Origin of the sequence: Archangium gephyra (assembly GCF_042230915.1) — a bacterium.
GTDB lineage: Bacteria > Myxococcota > Myxococcia > Myxococcales > Myxococcaceae > Archangium > Archangium gephyra_B.
Map to the genome: position 1 here is coordinate 5,125,618 of NZ_CP102578.1, position 17,406 is coordinate 5,143,023.

The 17,406-nt window shown below is 70.2% G+C and carries 12 protein-coding genes; 7 read left to right on the forward strand and 5 right to left on the reverse strand.

Annotated elements, in window-relative coordinates; genetic code table 11:
- Positions 1-64 precede the first annotated feature (64 nt).
- Positions 65-1,648: an acyl-CoA carboxylase subunit beta gene (locus tag NR798_RS20025; RefSeq protein WP_375773092.1), complete on the reverse strand. Its 1,584-nt coding sequence runs from the start codon at positions 1,646-1,648 to the stop codon at positions 65-67.
- A 74-nt stretch (positions 1,649-1,722) separates the two neighbouring features.
- On the opposite strand from NR798_RS20025, the gene NR798_RS20030 reads away from it, so the two are divergent.
- The 4 genes from NR798_RS20030 (at position 1,723) to NR798_RS20045 (ending at position 8,134) form a co-directional block, all read left to right on the forward strand.
- A complete protein-coding gene (locus tag NR798_RS20030; protein ID WP_375773093.1) occupies positions 1,723-2,784 on the forward strand; it encodes a hypothetical protein in 1,062 nt (353 codons plus the stop codon).
- A 521-nt stretch (positions 2,785-3,305) separates the two neighbouring features.
- Positions 3,306-4,142, forward strand: coding sequence for a hypothetical protein (locus tag NR798_RS20035; RefSeq protein ID WP_375773094.1), 837 nt, complete (start codon positions 3,306-3,308; stop codon positions 4,140-4,142).
- Between the two features lie 34 nt (positions 4,143-4,176).
- Entirely contained in the window at positions 4,177-5,508 is a 1,332-nt protein-coding gene (locus NR798_RS20040) for a transporter substrate-binding domain-containing protein (RefSeq protein WP_375773095.1), read from the forward strand.
- 109 nt (positions 5,509-5,617) lie between these two features.
- A complete protein-coding gene (locus NR798_RS20045) occupies positions 5,618-8,134 on the forward strand; it encodes an FG-GAP repeat domain-containing protein (RefSeq protein WP_375773096.1) in 2,517 nt (838 codons plus the stop codon).
- A gap of 9 nt (positions 8,135-8,143) precedes the next feature.
- On the opposite strand, the gene NR798_RS20050 is transcribed toward NR798_RS20045, so the two are convergent.
- Positions 8,144-9,946 (reverse strand): methyl-accepting chemotaxis protein, encoded by a 1,803-nt coding sequence (locus NR798_RS20050; protein ID WP_375773097.1) that lies wholly within the window; start codon positions 9,944-9,946, stop codon positions 8,144-8,146.
- A gap of 232 nt (positions 9,947-10,178) precedes the next feature.
- On the opposite strand from NR798_RS20050, the gene NR798_RS20055 reads away from it, so the two are divergent.
- On the forward strand, positions 10,179-11,249 hold the full coding sequence (locus NR798_RS20055) for a terpene synthase family protein (protein ID WP_375773098.1): 1,071 nt from the start codon (positions 10,179-10,181) through the stop codon (positions 11,247-11,249).
- Between the two features lie 12 nt (positions 11,250-11,261).
- On the opposite strand, the gene NR798_RS20060 is transcribed toward NR798_RS20055, so the two are convergent.
- The 3 genes from NR798_RS20060 to NR798_RS20070 are packed head-to-tail and all read right to left on the reverse strand — an operon-like array spanning position 11,262 to position 13,569.
- Positions 11,262-11,801 carry a hypothetical protein gene (locus NR798_RS20060; protein ID WP_375773099.1) on the reverse strand — a complete coding sequence of 180 codons (540 nt, stop codon included), beginning with the start codon at positions 11,799-11,801 and terminating at the stop codon, positions 11,262-11,264.
- Positions 11,798-12,013 carry a hypothetical protein gene (locus NR798_RS20065; RefSeq protein WP_375773100.1) on the reverse strand — a complete coding sequence of 72 codons (216 nt, stop codon included), beginning with the start codon at positions 12,011-12,013 and terminating at the stop codon, positions 11,798-11,800. The genes NR798_RS20060 and NR798_RS20065 overlap by 4 nt, the downstream gene beginning before the upstream one ends.
- A 5-nt stretch (positions 12,014-12,018) precedes the next feature.
- On the reverse strand, positions 12,019-13,569 hold the full coding sequence (locus tag NR798_RS20070; protein ID WP_375773101.1) for a ChaN family lipoprotein: 1,551 nt from the start codon (positions 13,567-13,569) through the stop codon (positions 12,019-12,021).
- A 105-nt stretch (positions 13,570-13,674) separates the two neighbouring features.
- Between NR798_RS20070 and NR798_RS20075 the strand changes: the two genes are divergently transcribed.
- Both NR798_RS20075 and NR798_RS20080 read left to right on the forward strand, forming a co-directional pair.
- Complete coding sequence (locus NR798_RS20075; RefSeq protein WP_375773102.1) at positions 13,675-16,560, forward strand: TonB-dependent receptor domain-containing protein; 2,886 nt, start codon at positions 13,675-13,677, stop codon at positions 16,558-16,560.
- On the forward strand, positions 16,560-17,399 hold the full coding sequence (locus NR798_RS20080; protein WP_375773103.1) for a 5'-nucleotidase C-terminal domain-containing protein: 840 nt from the start codon (positions 16,560-16,562) through the stop codon (positions 17,397-17,399). The genes NR798_RS20075 and NR798_RS20080 overlap by 1 nt, the downstream gene beginning before the upstream one ends.
- Positions 17,400-17,406 lie beyond the last annotated feature (7 nt).

A 17,406-nucleotide genomic window follows, 5' to 3' on the forward strand; every position in this document is an offset into this window, starting at 1 on the left:
ATCAGCAGATTCCAGCCTCGGCTCGTGTATCCCCAATGGGATTCAACCCCACCGGGCGAAATCGCTACACCGGGGAGATCTCCCGGCGGCGGAAGGGGCGCTCCACCTTCTTGTTGGCGGTGCGCTTGAGGGCGCGCGCCAGCAGCCGCCGCGTGTCGCGCGGGTCCACCACGTCGTCCACCATGGCCATGGCCGCCGTGCGCTCGATGCGGATGTGCTGGCGCAAGCCGTCAGCCAACTCCTTCTTCATCGCCTCGGCGGCCTCGGGGCTCTCCGCGCTCTGCAGCAGCTTGCGCGCCGCGATGGACACCATGCCCTCCGGGCCCATCACTCCAATCTCCGCTCCCGGCCAGGCAATCAGCAGGTCCGGCTCGAAGGCCCGGCCGTTCATCACGTAGTAGCCCGCGCCGTAGCCCTTGCGCACCACCACCGTCAGCTTGGGCACCGTGGCGCTCGCCACCGCGTACATCATCTTCGCCCCGTGCCGGATGATGCCCTGCTGCTCCACCTTCGTGCCCACCATGAAGCCCGGCACGTCCTGCAGGAACACCAGCGGGATGTTGAAGGCATCGCACAGGTTGATGAACCGCGCCGCCTTGTCCGCCGCGTTCACGTCCAGGATGCCCCCCAGGAACATCGAGTTGTTCGCGACGATCCCCACCGGCCAGCCGTCAATCCGCGCCAGCCCCGTGATGATGTTGCGCGCGAACCTCGGCTTGAGCGGGAAGAACTTCCGGTCATCCACCAGCGACAGGATGACCTTGTGCATGTCGAACGCCTGCCTCGGGCTGTCCGGCACCACCTTCAGCAGCTCCTCGTCCCGCCGGTCGAACGGGTCCGTGGACTGCCTGCGCGGCGGCTTCTCCTCGCAGTTGGCGGGGAAGAAGCCCAGGTACTCGCGGATGGCCGTGAGGCAGGCCGCATCGTCCGCGTACTCGGCGTCCGCCACGCCCGACAGCTCGTTGTGCACCTTCGAGCCGCCCAGCTCCTCCTCCGTCACCTTCTCGCCCACCACCGACTCCACCAGGTACGGGCCGCCGATGGCGATGGAGCTCGTGCCCTTCACCATCGGCACGAAGTCCGCCAGCGCCGGGATGTAGGCCGTGCCGGCCGCTCCGGGGCCCACCATCGCCGCCACCTGCGGCACCACTCCGCTCATCACCACCTGCTCGCGGAACAGGTACCCCGTGTCCGCGAAGCTCGCCAGGCGCCGCGGGTCCACCTCGCCTCCCGCCTCCAGCCGCGCTCCCGCCGAGTCCACCAGCCACACCATCGGAATCCGGTTCTTCAGCGCGATGTCTCGCAGCCGCGCCACCTTGCGCTCGCCCACCGTGCCGATGGAGCCGCCGAACACCGTGAAGTCATAGATGGCCGCCGCCACTGGCCGGCCGTCGATCTCTCCCACCCCCGTGATGACTCCGTCCGCCGGCGAGGGCTTGCCCGGCTCATTCTCCTCGGGGAGGTTGCCGTCCGCCCCCGCCAGCAGCCCCATCTCCTCGAAGGTGTTCTCGTCGAAGAGCCGCTTCAGCCGCTCGCGGGCCGTCAGCTTGCCCTTGGCATGCTGGCGCTCGATGCGCTCCGGTCCGCCCATTCCCTCGTTGCGGCGGCGCTGCTCTTCCAGCTTCTCCACCCGGTCCTTCATCTTCATGGTGTGATCTCCCAGGAGAGTCGGGCGCTACCTTGCCAGAGCCGCGAGCACCCCCGGAAGGGTAGAGTGGCGCCGTGTCTTCCATCGTCCTTCGTGCCCTCGCTCCGGCCCTCGGGCTCGTGCTCGCTGGCTGTTCCGTGCCTCCCTCCTCGGAGCCCCGGCGCGAGGCCCGGGTCGAGGGCCGCGTGGCGCTGGCCGGCCCTCCCGTGGGCAATGCGTTCCTGTTCCTGTTCGCCCCGGACGAGGCTCCTCCCGAGCAGCGGGGAGAGCCCCGGTACGTGGCCGCCGTCCCCGAGGTGCGCCTCGCCGCCGGAGACGCGCGCTTCGGGTTTTCCGGGGTGGGCCCCGATGTGTACCGGCTGTGGGGCTTCCTCGATGCCAATGGCGATGCGGACCTCACCGTGGACGTGCTCGCGCAACCGGGGGCGGGGGATTGGGTCCCTGAGTCCTCCGTCGAGTTGAACGTGCAGCCGGGACAGACGCTGCCGGTGGACCTCTCGCTGCCTCGCCGGGTGCGGCGTCCGCTCCCCGCATTCCAGGTGGTGGAGCAGGGGACGGAGGGGGTGTTCACCCTGACGGACTCGTCCACGGCGGTTGCCTCGCTCAACGTGCGCAGCGAGGGCTTCGGGCTGCTGCGCGGGGACGTGCCCCGGTTCTTCGTCCGGCTCGCGGACACGAATGGGGATGGGACGCCGGATGACGTGAACGGCGATGGCGTGGTGGACGTGTGGCCCCAGTTCTTCCTGCGCTTCGTTCCCCGGCCCGGGCAGGCCGTGCCCCTGGACAGCCAGGGCCGTCCCGCGCAGGTCATCGTCCCGCTGCTGCCCGATTTGACGCCCTTCCTCGGGAGTCTGCAGGGGGATCCGGGCATCACGATCGCCGCCGGGTCGCTCCAGCTCTTCGTCGTCCCGTTGGCCCAGGCCATCACCCAGGAGCCGGGGCGGGGGAGGGTGGTGACCACGCTCGGTGCCATCCCCGTCGGGGAGTACGAGCTGTGGGCCGTGAATGATGAAGGCGGTGTCTGGTTCGTCCCCAATGCGTTGGGACGGCGGACCGTGGAGCCTGTGTCCGGCCAAGCGCTGCGCTTCCGCGTGGTCCATGCGGAAGGCACGGATGGCGGAACGGGCTCGCCGTAGTCCTTGGATTCGAGGGGAGAGACATGCCAGTCCGAGCGTTGCTGACTCTTGCCGCGGTGGCGCTGTCCGTCGCGTGTGCCGGGTGCTTCTGCATTCCCTGGCCCCGGTGCACACCGATGACCTGCACCGAGGCCCGAGCCAACTGCGGCGAGGTGCCGGATGGATGCGGGGGCGTGCTCGATTGCGGTACGTGCACGGCGCCCGAGACGTGCGGTGGATTTGGCACACCGAATGTCTGTGGTTGCACGCCGATGAGCTGTGCTGAACGCGGCGCGGAGTGTGGTGTCATCGACAACTGTGGAACGCCTCTGGATTGTGGCTCGTGCACGGAGCCCCAGACGTGTGGCGGGGGCGCGCTGCCGAATGTCTGCGGTTGCACCCCGGTGAGCTGTGCCGCCGCGGGTGCCAACTGTGGTCCGCTCCCGAATGGCTGCGGAGGAGTGCTCGATTGTGGCAGGTGTACGCCGCCGTGGACGTGCGGAGGTGGTTCGGGTGGACGGCCCAACGTCTGTGGTTGCACCTTGACGACCTGTGAAGACGAGGGCGCCAGCTGCGGGACGGTGCTGAATGGCTGCGCGGAGCCGCTCTACTGCGGGACGTGTACGGCGCCGCTGTCCTGCGGAGGCGGCGGTACGCCGAATGTCTGTGGTTGTACCGCGACGACCTGTGCCGCCGCGGGTGCCACCTGTGGCGTCATCTCCGATGGCTGTGGCGGGACGCTCGACTGTGGCCCGTGTGCTCCCCGGTGCGGCAACGGCCGGCTCGAGGCGGGGGAGCAGTGTGACGACGGCAACACCGTGAACGGAGACCTGTGCAGCGCGAGCTGTGAGATCGAGGCCTCCTGCCCGCCCGTTCCGGAGGCGCCCACGACGGGGCTGGAACCCGGGACCGCCCGGGGCAGTCTCTCTGTTTCCCTGCACCCCAGGACGATCGATTGGGTCTCCGCCGCCTTCGTGCCCATCCGTGGAACCACGCGGTTCCAGCTCATCGTCTCCAACGATCCCCGGTTGTGCGACACGCTGGTCAACACCAACCAGTACGAGCAGACGGAGCGGTGTCCTGATGACTACTGCTCGCTCTGTCCTGGCTGCTTCGGGAAGTCGAACGGCTATGCCTATCTCACGGCGCTTTTCGACCAGTCGTCTCCCGCGGGGAGTGCCACGGGCCAGCTCTCCTTCTTCGATGACCAGGCCAACGTGGTGGGGTGGGGGTTCCGGATGGCCGTGGATGGCGCCATCACTCCGGACTCGACGGCGCCGACTGGCCAGCTCGAGATCTGCGATGCCAAGTATGGCGCCACGGGCACCGGGACGTTCCACGCCACCCGGTGCGTGGGGGGTCTGCCCATCAATCACTGAGACCGCTCGCGCCGCTCTGGGGCAGAGTCTAAGAATGCGACCTTCCCCTCATCCGAACGTGTTCCTGGGACTCGCGCACGCCCGTGCCCTGCTCGCGGGCGCCGTGCTGGCCCTGCTCGCCGCGTGTGCGGCCCGTCCCGAGGCACTCGCTCCCTCGCGCGAGACCCGGGTGCTCCGCGTAGGCACGAGCGGCGACTATCCCCCGTTCAGCACGCTGCGCGATGGGCAGGCGTCTGGCTTCGACGCCGCGCTCATGGAGTCCTACGCGGCCGCTCGTGGGTACCGCCTCGAATGGGTGCGCTTCCGCTGGCCGGAATTGGTGGCGGACCTCGGCGCCCAGCGCTTCGACATGGCGGCCAGTGGCCTCACCATCCGCCCCGAGCGCTCGTTGGCCGGGCGCTACACCGTGCCCGTGGCGCGCAACGGCGCCCTGCTGCTCTTGCGGCGTCCGTCCTGGGCTCCTCCGCCCGGGAGCTCCACCCCCGAGGAGCCGCTCGCGCTCCTGCGCGCGCTCGACCGGCCCGAGTTCCGCCTCGCGGTGAACCGGGGCGGGCACCTGGAGCGCGTGGCGCGTGCCCACTTCCAGCAGGCGCGCATCCTCGCCATCTCCGACAACGCGGTGCGCGAGGCGCTGGCCACCGGGCAGGCCGACGCGGCGCTCAGCAACACCGTCGAGGGACCGCGTTGGGCCGAGGGCCTCTCCGGCATCGAGCTCGTCGGCCCGTTCACCCGGGACGTGGTGGCGCTCTACGTGGAGCCCTCGCGGGCCGGGCTGGCCGCGGATCTGGACACGTGGCTCCTGCAGCAGGAGGAGAGCGGGGCGCTCGGGCAGCTCCGTGCGCGGTACCTGGGCCCCGGTGCCACCGGGCCCACCGCGACGCCGGTGGACGCGCTGCTCTCCGCGACGGCCGAGCGGCTGACGCTGATGCCCCTGGTGGCCGCGGCCAAGCAGCGCGAGGGCCAACCCATCGAGGTGCCCTCGCAGGAGGCGCGGGTGCTCGAGGCCGCCCGGAAGGAGGTCCATGACGCCGCGGAGGCCCTGGGCATCGCGGCGCCTCCGGACGAGGCCATCACCGCGTTCTTCCAGGCGCAGATGGACGCGGCCAAGAAGATTCAGCTCCGCACGCAGACCACCGCCGAGGCCCCCGTGCACTCGCTCGATGCGGAGCTCCGGCCCGCGCTCGCGCGTATCAGCGCGCGTCTCAGCACCCTGGTGCCGCGCGTCCCCGGAGGGCTGGACCGTGAGGCCACGCGGCGCAAGGCGCGTGAGGAGCTGGCGTCCACGGGTCTGGAAGGAGAGGAGATCGACCGCCTCGCCGATGCGTTGGTGGCGCTCGGTGCGGCCCGGGTCACACCGCGGCGGTAGCCGGCTCAGGGGGAGCAGCCCGGCGGCGTCCGCGCGCCCGTCACAGTTCGCTTGCGAGCCCTCTGTCCCGTGCGCAAGTACACCGCGAGTGGAGCGGGGGAGAGTGGCGATGGCGGCGAGGAGTGGTTGGGGGAAGTGGGCACGTGTGGGCCTGCTGGTGAGCGCGGGGCTGTACACGGGATGTGGTGCGGTGGACGCGGGGCAGCCGGAGCCCGCGGAGCCCCTCCCTCCGGAGAATGTCTTCCAACCAACGCCCGGGGAGCCTCCTCCCGCCGAGCCCGGCCCAGGCCCGGTGGGTGAGGGCGAGCAGCCGGGCGAGCCTCCCGTCGAGCCAGACACCGGCTCGGAGGGAGAACCGCAGCGGCCTCCGGATGGCACGGGACAGCGCCCGCGCAGGGCATGGCTGCGCGCCTCGTTCTACGCGGGCGTGGGACCGGGCGGGCTCGTGGCCGGGGACTTCAATGGCGATGGCTCGCCAGATGTCGCCGTCAACGCGCAGAGCCGTAACTTCTCGAGCCAGTACGTGACCCGCCACGGTGAGTTCCTCGTGCTGCTCAACGACGGGCGCGGAGGGCTCGGGAAGGTGGCCGAGCGGCAGTCCCTGTGGAGCTCGTCGGGCCGCATCGCGGCGGGTGATGCGAACGGAGACGGCCACCAGGATCTGCTGGTGGGAACGCGTTACGGGGTGGATGTGAGGCTCGGACGGGGGGATGGCTCCTTCGTGGGGGTGGAGGCGAAAGACGTCCCCAGCGATGGGATGGTTTCCAGCCTGGGTCTCTGGACGGGGCGCACCGGTACGCCCCTCCTCTGGGCCCTGGGCAACTACGATGACTACGACTACCCGAGTGGCTTCGCGGTCTTCTCCCTGCTGCGGCATGCCGGGGAGGGCCGTTTCGAGTTCTCGGAGCTCCGCCGACAGGAGACCGGTTCCGAGGTGGTCGGCTTTCTGGAGTCCTCGCTGACCGCAACGGTCGCGGACTACAACGAGGATGGCTTCCCGGATGTGGTGTTCAACCGCCTCCCATCGCGGTGGTCGGGCCCGGAGGCGGGGAATCTCTTCTTCGGGGATGAGTCGGGCCGTGTCCGAGTGGGTGGCACCTTGCCCTGGAATGGCATCCGCCACGTGTACACCGCGGACTTCAACCGGGATGGGCACGCGGATCTCCTCGCGTCGGACGCCGCTTCCCTGCGGGTGTCCCTGGGCGATGGCCGTGGTGGGTTCTCCGAGTCCTTCTCGGTGGAATTCGAGGCCGAGGTGAGCGACGTCGCCGTGGTGCAGCTGGACACGGATGGGCTGCCCGACGTGGTGGCGCTGCACGGCCCAGCGGAGGCGGTGTCCCTGCTGCGAGGAATTGGAGATGGAACGCTCGTGCCTCACGCCCTGCTGGCAGTGGGCCGGGCTCCGAGCGCCGCGGCCACCACGGACCTGGATGGGGACGGTACGCCGGAGCTCCTGGTGGCCGAGGCGGATGACAACACCGTGTCCGTGTATGCCGTCCCGGACGAGCCCGTTCGCGAGCCGATCGGCCCCCTGACGTGTCCCCTGGAGGTGAAGTCCGGCGGGGCCTCCCCGCTCCCGGCGGTGTCTCCGCTGGCGGCGGTGGAGACGAAGGTGGTGACCTCGGACGTGACCGTGGGGGACTTCGATGGAGACAGCCGGAGGGAGCTCGCGCTCGCGTTGCCGGAGCGTGGCGTGCGGCTGGTGTCGAACCCGGGGGACGGCGTGCTCACGGTCAGGGACGTCGCGGGAAGCTATCGGATGCTCAGCCTGGCGGCGGGGGACCTCGACGGCGATGGGCGAAGCGATCTCGCCGGCACCCTGGACAGCGGGGCCGGTCCCTACGTGGGCGTGCTGTGGAATGACGTGACGGAGCCCTTCGCGAGGAGCCAGTCCCTCGGGTTCACGGAAGGTGGCGGTGGCGTGGTGGCCGCGGACTTCAATCGGGACGGGCTCGTGGATGTGGCGGCCGCTCTCATCGGGCCCTGCACCGGGCGGGGGACGCGCTTCACCAACCTGGGCAACGGCATGTTCCGCCCGGATCTCCTGACGGATCACAACTACGAGCCGGATGACCGGTGTCCCGGGGCGGGAGATCCGATCGCCGGGGACTTCAACGGCGACGGCACGCTGGACCTGCTCCACACGACGCTGGGCATCAACCTCAACCCCACCGCCGCGGATGGGACCACGCTGCCGGGACACGGGTTCGAGCGGCGCTTCTCCTCCGGCCCGTTCCTCGGGGTGTCGGACGTGGATGGTGACGGAGCGGTGGACCTGGTGCAGCAGCAGGAGCGGAGCGGCGGCGTGGTGCTGTACCGCGGCGATGGGCACGGGTCGTTGCAGGCTCCCTTCCAGTGCGCTCCGCCCACGGGGGAGAAGATCATCGCTGTGGAGGACCTGGACGCCGATGGCCTCCCGGATGTCGTCAGCACGTCCGCGGAGGGGACCGTGCTGTGGGTGTCGCTCGGGACGGAGAAGGGCCGGTGGGGAGCGCCGCGGCGCTACGAGCCAGGGGGCCAGGTGGAGTGGGTGAGGCCCGTGGACCTGCTCGAAGACAAGCGCCCCGAGCTCACGGTGCTGCTGCGCTCGGGCCGGCTGCTGGTGTTCCCCACGCCCGGGGACTGACGCGGGCCGCTATCCCTCCGCCCGCTGCCGATGCTCGTAGGCGTGCCCGAGCCGGGTCACCTCGTCCGACACCGCCTTGAGCATCAGGGACGCCTGCTGGGTCGAGTCGATCCGGCTGACCGTCTCCTCCATGATGACGGAGAGCTGCCGGATGGCGGTGAAGATCTGCGTCATGCCCTCGTTCTGCTGGCGGACGGTGGCGGAGATCTGCCGCACGCTGGTGGTGCTCTGCTGGACCATGTCGGACACCTCGCGGAAGTTCTCTCCGGAGCGTTTGATCCGCTGCATGCCGTCCTCGAGCTGCAGGGTTCCCTGCTCGCTCATGTCCACCGCATCGGTGATGGCGAGGGTGATCTCCTGGAGGATGTCGCGGATGCGGCCCGTGGCCTGGAGCGATTGATCGGCCATGCCCCGGATCTCCCGGGCCACCACGGCGAAGCCCTTGCCGTGCTCGCCGGAGCGCACGGCCTCGATGGAGGCGTTGAGCGCCAGCATGTTGGACCTGTCCGCGATGCTCTTCACCGTCGTGGTGATGAGGCCGATCTGCCGCGTGCTGTCACCCAGCCGGGACACCTTGTCGCGCATCCCATCCACGAATTGGCGGAAGGTGGTGAGCCCCTCGAGGCTCTGTTGCAGGGCCTGCTCGCCAGCGCGGCCCAGCTCCTCCACCCGCGCGGCCACCGTCAGCACGGCCTCGGCCTTCTGGGCGGCCATCTCCGAGGTCTGCTTGATCTCCTCGGACGTCACCTGCGCCTGCTGGAGCGAGGACGCCTGCTGGGTGAGGCTCTGCCGCTGATGCTCGATGGCGCTGCTCAGGCTCTCACCCGCCTCGGACAGGCGGCTGGCCGAGGACTGAAGGGTGACGGGAATCTCCCGCAGCTTGACGAGCACGGACCTCATGCCGTCCGCCATGTCCCCGGCCTCGTCGGTGGAGACCCACGCGGGGGCCTTGGGCATTCCCGTGGCCAGCGCCTCGATGGCCTCGCGCACCGTGTGCATGGCCCGCGACTGCCTCCACACCTGCAAGGCCACCACCAGCGTGGGGAAGATGAAGACGAGCGCGAAGAGGCCCAGGAACGGCACGCCCAGCTCCCGCATGAGTTCCCCCGAGGCCTGACGCAGTTGCTCGGCCACCTGCGTGGCGCCCTGCGCCTCGAACCTCGCGACGAACTGCTCCTGGACGCGGTTGATCTTGATGAACACCACCACCCCGGCCAGGAAGAGCGTGGACACCAACGCGCTGGCCACCGCATACGGCTGGTACCAGGACTGGCGAGGCCAGAAGTAGCCGCGGCCGGTGACGTGCCTGCCGCCCAGCCGCTCCTGCTCCGCCAGGGCGTGCTTCATCATCCAGTGCTCGAGCACGGGCACGATGGGGAAGGTCAACAGCACGCCGAAGGCCGAGGCGATGGCCGTGACGGGAAGGACGGCCTGGAGGCTCTGGCCCGTCATCAGGCAGACGCCGAGCATGAAGCAGGCGCCGGCGTGGAACCAGGTGAGCTGCACGCAGAAGAAGGCGATGCGCGAGGGCAGCTCGAGGATGCGCACGAGCCGGGCGCCCTCCTTGTCCGTGGGGTGGAGCGCGAACGTGCGTTGCACCAGGAAGCGCAGCACCAGGAAGAGCACCAGGCTTGCGTTGAACACCACCACCAGGGCCAGCATGCCGAGCACGGCGCGCACGTCCTCGGGCCGCTCCAGTCCCACGAACAGGCTCGCCGTGTAGGTGGAGAAGGGCGTGAGGGGGATGTTCGACCCGAGCAGCAACAACAGGATGCGCCGCGTGAGCGCCGCCTGCTGTCTCTCATCCGCCATGTCCACCTGGTTCACCTGTCCAGTCACCTGTGCCCCCTTCGATGCGCCCGATCCAGCCCACCCTCAGCGCGAGCCGGGACTGTCATGGAGTCAGCAGGGAGTCAACCCGTCCGGTCAGGTAGGCCGGCTGGATTTCCCGTGAGGCAGTAAAAATCTTCTGGCACTGGGCGTGAAGATGTGAGAATGATGGCGACATGGTGAGCCTGAAACCACATCCCCGAGGGGGAGCAAGATGACCCGGTCCTTCGTATCCCGCCCGGGTGTGGACGAGACGATGATCGTGGTGGGAATGGCGTCGCCGGCTCCCACGGACGTGGGGGTGCGCGGCAAGCACTTCGAGATCACCCGGAAGCTGAAGAACGAGTATTCCGCCGAGGAGTACAGGCTCTTTCCGCAGGCCGCGCAGGCGCGGGTGTTCGAGCTGTGCAACAGGCTGATGCCCGAGCTGGCGGAGTGGTGTGAGCGGTATCCGGCCATCGCGGCCTCGCGGGTGCAGTCCACCGCGCTGACGGGGGCGGTCGCCGCCGTGCCGGGTTCCACCTTCGCGCAGAACGTGCTGCTCACCAAGGTGGGCCTCATCACCTTCGCCATCGACGACATCGCGGATGGGGAGCTGGGGGAGCTCACGGAGGAGGAGCGCCTGTGGATGATGGATCGCTACCTGCTGACGGTGGAGTCACCCGGCAGCGAGCACTGGGACGCGGCGCGGGGTGAGGCCGAGTGTGTGGGGGCGGCCCTGAAGGAGCTGACGCTGGAGCTGATGGCCGCTCCGGGCGCGGGGCGCTTCGGCTGGCTGTGGCGGGAGCACTTCCGGCGGATGTGCGCGAGCCATCAGGCGGAGCTGTGCTCCAAGCGCCTGTTCCAGAGCGAGCGGCTGCTGCCGGAGTTCGAGGACTATCTGCAGGCGGGGCAGTGGAGCATCTCGCTGCCCATGTGGGCCGCGGCCGTGCTCATGGTGCTGGCCCCCGAGGTCGAGCACGAGCTGTCGGAGGATCCGCTGATCGAGGACATCCTGCGCGAGTTGGGGCTGTTGGTGCGCTGGACGAACGACATCCGCAGCTTCGACCGGGAGTCACGCGAGGGGAAGTCCAACGCGCTCACCCTGCTGATGCAACTGGGGATGAGCGAGGCGGAGGCGGAGCTGGAGGCCGCGAGGCAATCGAGCGTGCACCTGCGCGAGCTGGAGGCCCTCACGGCGATGCTGCCCTCGTGCCTCGAGGAGTGGGGCAGGTCGGTGGTCCGCACGGGGCGCTTCTGCCGCAACGTCTACCTGAAGCAGGAGTTCCACCACTGGCAGTCGTAGGGGCCGCGGTGCTCACCCTGCCCGGCGGACCCGGGTAGCAGGGACCTGCTCGAAGCGTGCGAGGAGCCGGAGTGATGGCGGATCGAGCAGGGAGAGCAGGCGGGAGCCCCGGATGACGAGCTCGGAAGGGCCCGTGACGCGGTAGAGGGCCTCCCAGGCGAAGTCGGAGCCGACGAAGCACCAGCTCTCCCCATCGGGCAGGAGCCCCACCCTCCATGCGGGCATCACGTAGTGCTTGTAGCCCCAGAGCCGCTCGCGGCTCACGTCCTCGAAGGGCACGTGGGGATGGAAGAGCAGGGGAGGGTGGTGGTCCTCGGGATTCACGACGGCGAGGCGCTCTCCCGGAGGCACGAGCTTCCGGAGCGCATCGAGGACCCGCTGCTGCAGCTCGATGATCTCGCCCGCCACTGCTTCATCGTAGGGGGAGAAGCCTTCCGGAATGCGGTAGCGCACCACCTCGCGGTCCTCCCGCTGCAAGGCCTGGAGCACCTCCAGGGCCGGGGCGACCGTCGGGTCATCGAAGTCGAGATGCTGCCAGGCTCGAGCGTTCATCGGAGTTCTGGAGGCTTCAGATCGGGATGCTCTGAGTAGATCGGGTTCATGATCTCCAGGAGCATGGTGGTCATGATCTTGGAAACCGAGTCTCGGTATCGCCTGAACTCGACATCGTCCTCCGTTGATTGCACGAGGCGGATGGACTCGTTCAGCTGCGCACCCATTGACACCATCAGGTCCGAGATGGCCTTGGCGGTGTTGTTGGTCATTGCCTTCACCGGGACAGGCGGCGGACCCAATCGAAGTACGTGGCCCTCGGGTCCTCCAGGGGATCGCGGAACAGGGCCCGGAGCTCGGCCCGGTCCACCTGGCCGCCGTCGAAGTCGCGGTAGAGCGCGTCTCCCAGCAGGTAGCCGAGCGCGTGGCTGACGCCGTGGAAGAGCCGGTCCTTGCGCAGCGGCAGGAGCTTCACCGCCTCGTCCGGTACCTCCACCTCCGCCGCCTTGTGCGCCAGGACGAACGCGGCGATCTGCCGCTCCACGCCCCGGGCTCCGGCGAAGCGCAGCGCCCACTCGCCCGTGCCCAGGCACGTGCGACGCGGGTTCACCAGCTTCGAGCCGAAGAAGCCCAGCGCCTCCTCCAGGCACCGCGCGTAGAAGGCATCCGAGGCCCGCCGGGGCGCCTCCATCGCGTCTCCCACCGCGCAGTGCCGGACGAAGTGCGCCGCCTCCTCGGCCGCGTGGTTCAGCGACAGCGACGCGAGGTACGCCGTCCGCGACCGGGGGATGTAGCAGCTCTCCCGCGAGAGGATGTGCCGCCGCAGCTGCAGCAGCTCCCCCTGCGTGAAGCGGCCCCGCTGCTGGATGCGCCCTAGCGCGTCCTCGTCCGCCGCCGTCACCACCTCCACCTCGTCCAGCGACCGGCCCACCGGCACTCCCGCCAACCGGCCGATGAGGCTCGCCATCTCCCGGAAGCGCTCCGCCGCGCTCCTGTCCCGCAGCGGCGAGTCCCCGGACTCCGCCTCCAGGTAGTCCAGGAAGCTCTGCTGGCACACCACCGGCGAGGCATTCAGCAGGCACAGCGCGCCGTCCGGCAGCTCCACCGCCTGCGACATGCCCACCTTGCCCTCGCGGGCCAGCCGCCAGTAGACGCCCTCGGCGTTCTGGTACACCACCAGCCCGCGCGCTCCGTGCGCCTCACCCAGGGCCCGCTCCACCTGTTCCGGCAGGTGGCAGGGCGCCACGTGGTACTGGCCCACCAGCACCATCACCCGCGGCTTGTCCTCCGCTCGCACCGCCCGGGCAATCCGCTCCGCCGCGTACGCGTCCCGCAGCTCCAGGGAGCGCTCGCCCTGCGCGCGCCGATCGATGCCCACCACCTGCAGCCGATGACGCTTCGCGTAGGCCAGCAGCGTGCGCAGGCCGGACCAGGAGCCCTGGCTCGTGCCATGTCCCAGCCGGGCGAGCAGGGGCCGCTCCGCCAGCCGTCCCGCGAGGTACGCCTCCACCGCCGCCTGGTGCCGGCCCTCCACGCACTCGAGTGCCAGCACGACGCGGCGGCCCGCCTCGCGCACGCCTTCCACGAGCTCCAGGTACGTCTCCTGGGCGAGCGGCAGGGTGTGGTAGTCGCCCACGTACACCACGTCCGCCGCCTGCACCCGCTGGGACACCGCCGAGGCTGGCAGCACCCGCCGGTACTCGGACGTGCGCCGGCGGTAACGGGCCTCGTAGGCCCGGAAGGCCGCGGACTGCCCTTCGATGGCCCGGGCGATCTGGGCCTTCTGGCGGCGGAACAGGGCGAAGTGGAGGGCGAGCGACGCGCGCATGGACGATCACAACTCGCACGCGAGTGCCAGCCCGGCAAAAATTCGGCCCCTGGGACCCCCCTTCCTTGACGGGCCGCACCCCTCGGGGGACGATCGGGGTTGACCGTGAAATCCGTACTTACGAGATCACGCCCCCTCGCCCTCGTGCTCGTGCTCCTCACGGCGTTGCCCGTGATGGCGCAGGAGCAGTCGTCGCTGCTGCACAACGCGCCCGGGCAGGCGGAGCCCGGGGTGGCGCTCGTGGTGGACGGCGTGCTCACCGGGACGCAGCGCATCATGCGGATGGTCATCCGCTACCGCGGCCCCGGCGAGCCCTACGCCGAGGCCCCGCTGGAGCTGCAGTACGGCGACCTGTACCGGGGCACCATTCCGGCCTCGAGCCTGGCCCCGCCCGGCGTCGAGTACTACGTGGAGGGTTTCACTCCCGGAGGGGAGCGCGTGCCCCTCTTCAAGAACGCCGCGCGGCCGGCCCGTGTCGTCGTGGTGGGGCAGGTGCCCTCGGCGCGGACGCCGCTCTCCACCCGGACCATCGAGCCCGAGCCCTCCGTCCGGGCCGCGCCTCCCGCCAAGCCCGAGCCTCCCGTCCGGAACGAGCGCAGGTCCGAGCCGGGCCGCAGGAGCGAGCCCACCGCCCGGGCCGAGCCCGCTCCGAAGGGGGAACCCGCCCCGAAGGCCGAGCCCCCCGCGAAGGTGGAGCCGGCTCCGAAGGCCGAGCGCAGGCCCGAGCCCGCGCGGAAGTCCGGGTCGGATGACGCCATGGCGGCCCTGACGGCCGAGCTGCCCGCGGACACGGGGAGTGACGCCTCCCGCCCGGCCCCCGTGCGCCCGTCCCGGTCCGCCGAGCCCGAGCAGCCCGAGCCGAAGCGCTCGGAGCTCGAGGAGGACCTCGCCCTCTACAGCGCCGAGGACACCCTGGCGCTCGCCACCCGGCACGAGGAGAAGGTGAAGAAGGTGCCCGCCATCGCCGCCTCCTTCGGCCGCGAGCAGATCCGCGCGCTCGGGGCGCGCACGGTGGCGGACGTGCTGGACGTGATGCCCGGCCTCACGCTCAGCCGTGACGTGCAGGGCTTCCACCGCGTCGCCATCCGCGGCCTGCGCAACGACGCCGAGGTGCTCTTCCTCCTCAATGGCCAGCGTCTCAACAGCTTCTTCGATGGCAAGGCGCTGCTGAACCTGCCGGTGGAGAACCTGGAGCGCATCGAGGTCATCCGCGGGCCCGGCTCGGCGCTCTACGGTGCCGGTGCCTTCCTGGGCGTGGTGAACATCGTCACCCAGCGCTCCGAGGGCCTGCTCGCCGCCGTCTCCGGGGGCGGCTTCCCCAAGCTGGACGACCGGCCCGCCACCACCTTCGATGGCCATGTCTCCGGGGCGCACTCCTTTGGCCGCTTCAAGCTCTTCGGCGACGCGGACCTCTGGCACCAGGTGGGGGACTCCTCGCCCATCGAGACGGATGCGCTCAGCGCGGACACGCTCGCCCAGAAGCTGCGCGAGCCGTTGGAGCCCTCAGGCACCACCCAGGACGATCGCTTCCTGCTCAACCTGGGCCTGGGGTTTGGCTACGAGCTGTCCTCCGCGAGCCGCCTCCAGGTCTCCGCGCGGCTGCTCTCCGAGGACCGCTCCGCCCTGGTGGGCCTCTTCGACACGGTGGGGCCGGGCTCGCGCCTGGGGTGGCAGGTGTTCCTCGGCGACGTCACCTACGAGCACGAGCTGAACGACCGGGTGCGCCTGCGCGCGCGGCTCTACGGGGACCAGCAGAGCACGGACCGGCTCTTCCAGATCGGCCCGGACGGCTTCCGCACCGGCCCGGATGACAACCAGCTCTTCCCCGACGGCATGCTCGAGCAGACGCGCGTCACCGTGCGCTCGCTGGGCACCAGCGTGGACTCGGACGTCTCGCTCTTCGAGGGCAACCGCCTCTCGCTGGGCGCCGTGGCCGAGCTGCAGATGCTGGGCGCGTACAGCTACGAGACCAACTACACGCTCGACAGCCGGCGCCGGCCCTCGCTGACCACGCCCGAGGGGGTGGTGGACATGCTGAAGATCGCGGATGGCGCGGCGTCGCGGCGCCTGACGTTCAGCGCCTTCGCGCAGGACCAGTGGACGGTGGTGGAGCCGCTCACGCTCACCTTCGGGGTGCGCGTGGACGCCACCCAGCTGCCCTCCGTGGACGACACCAACGCCATCACCGGCACGCAGCTGGTGCCGAGCGTCAACCCGCGGGTGGGGCTCGTCTTCTCGCCCACCGACTCGCTCGTGATCAAGCTGCTCTACGGCCGCGCCTTCCGCCCGCCCACGCTCCAGGAGCTGCTGGAGACCATCCCCAACACCTACTACAACCAGGGCCGCTTCGAGGGGAACCCGGCCCTGCGGCCCGCCGTGGTGAACACGCTGGAGGCCGGCGCGGATCTCATCCAGGTGTCCGGCGAGTCGCGCGTGCGCATCCGCGCCAACGCCTTCCTGGAGAGCTTCTCCAACCCCATCGCGGCGGTGGACACCTCGGGCAACATCGTCCCGGTGCGCAACCGCGAGCTGGGTGTGATCGTCTACGGCGTGGAGGGCGAGGCCCGCTTGGAGGCCTCCAAGCGCGCCACCACCTGGGTCAACGCGAGCCTCTTCCGCGCCGAGGACCAGGAGCTGCCCTCCAACCACCGCTACCTCACCGACATCCCCCAGGCGCGCTTCAACGCCGGCGTGTCCATGCCCATCGGGGACTTCATCAACTTCGATGTGGTGGTGCGCGCGGGCGCCGAGCGGCGCAACAACACCCGCTCCGTGCTGGAGCTCATCCGCCGCTACAAGATTCCGGCCTACGGCCTCATCACCGCGCAGGTGCGCACCGAGCCCATTGGCGACCACTTCGAGCTGGCCGTCGTGGTGCAGAACGTCTTCGACTCGGACCTGCGCGACGACGTCCCCCGGCCGGACCGCATGCCCGGCCTGGTTCCTCGCGAGGGCGTCTCCGCCTTCCTCACCCTGAGGGCTCGCAACTGATGTCCCGCACGCTCACCGCCGCCCTGTTGGCCGTGGCCCTTGCTCCCGGGCTCGGCTGCCTGCAGTACAACGACCCCTGTCAGCCGCTGGTGGCCGATCCGGACTCCACCGTCGGCTACCTGGCCGAGGACGTCTTCCTCGAGCGGCCCTACGCCCGCCACGACAACAACGCCCTCGGGCAGCTCGCCGCGGATGCCTTCCGGCATGCCGAGGATGCGTCCAAGGCGCCCGCGGAGCTGGGCATCGTCAACGGGGGCTCGCTGCGCGCAGAGGGCCTGTGCGTCACCCGCACCGTCATCCCCAAGGGCCCGCTCAAGAACGGCCTCCTGCACGAGGTCCTCCTCTTCGAGAACGCCGTGGTGACGGTGAACCTCACCGAGCAGCAGCTGGTGGCCATGTTCGAGCACGCGGTGGCGGGGTTGTACCCGGAGGGCCAGCCCATCCTCTTCCCCTCGGGCGCCTTCCTGCACGTGTCCGAGGGCACCACGGTGACCGTGGACTGCGAGCGTCCCGTGGGCCAGCGCGTGGTGGGGCTGCAGGTGAATGCGCGCACGGTGCCGCTGCCGCCGCGTGCGGATCCATCCATCGTGTACCGCGTGGCCATGCCCGACTTCCTGCTCGGGGGCGGGGATGACTACGGCTCCATCTTCAAGGACGCCGCCACGGACCTCTCACGCAATCCCGTCACGGCGAGCACGGCGGAGGGCAAGGCCACGGACGCAAACCTCGCCGAGGCCCATATGCGCTCCAACCACGCGACCGAGAACCGGGCCCTGCGCGAGGCGGGCCGCATCCTCTTCCAGAACTGCGCGCGGCCCGCCCGGCCCGTGGTGCAATAGGGCCGGG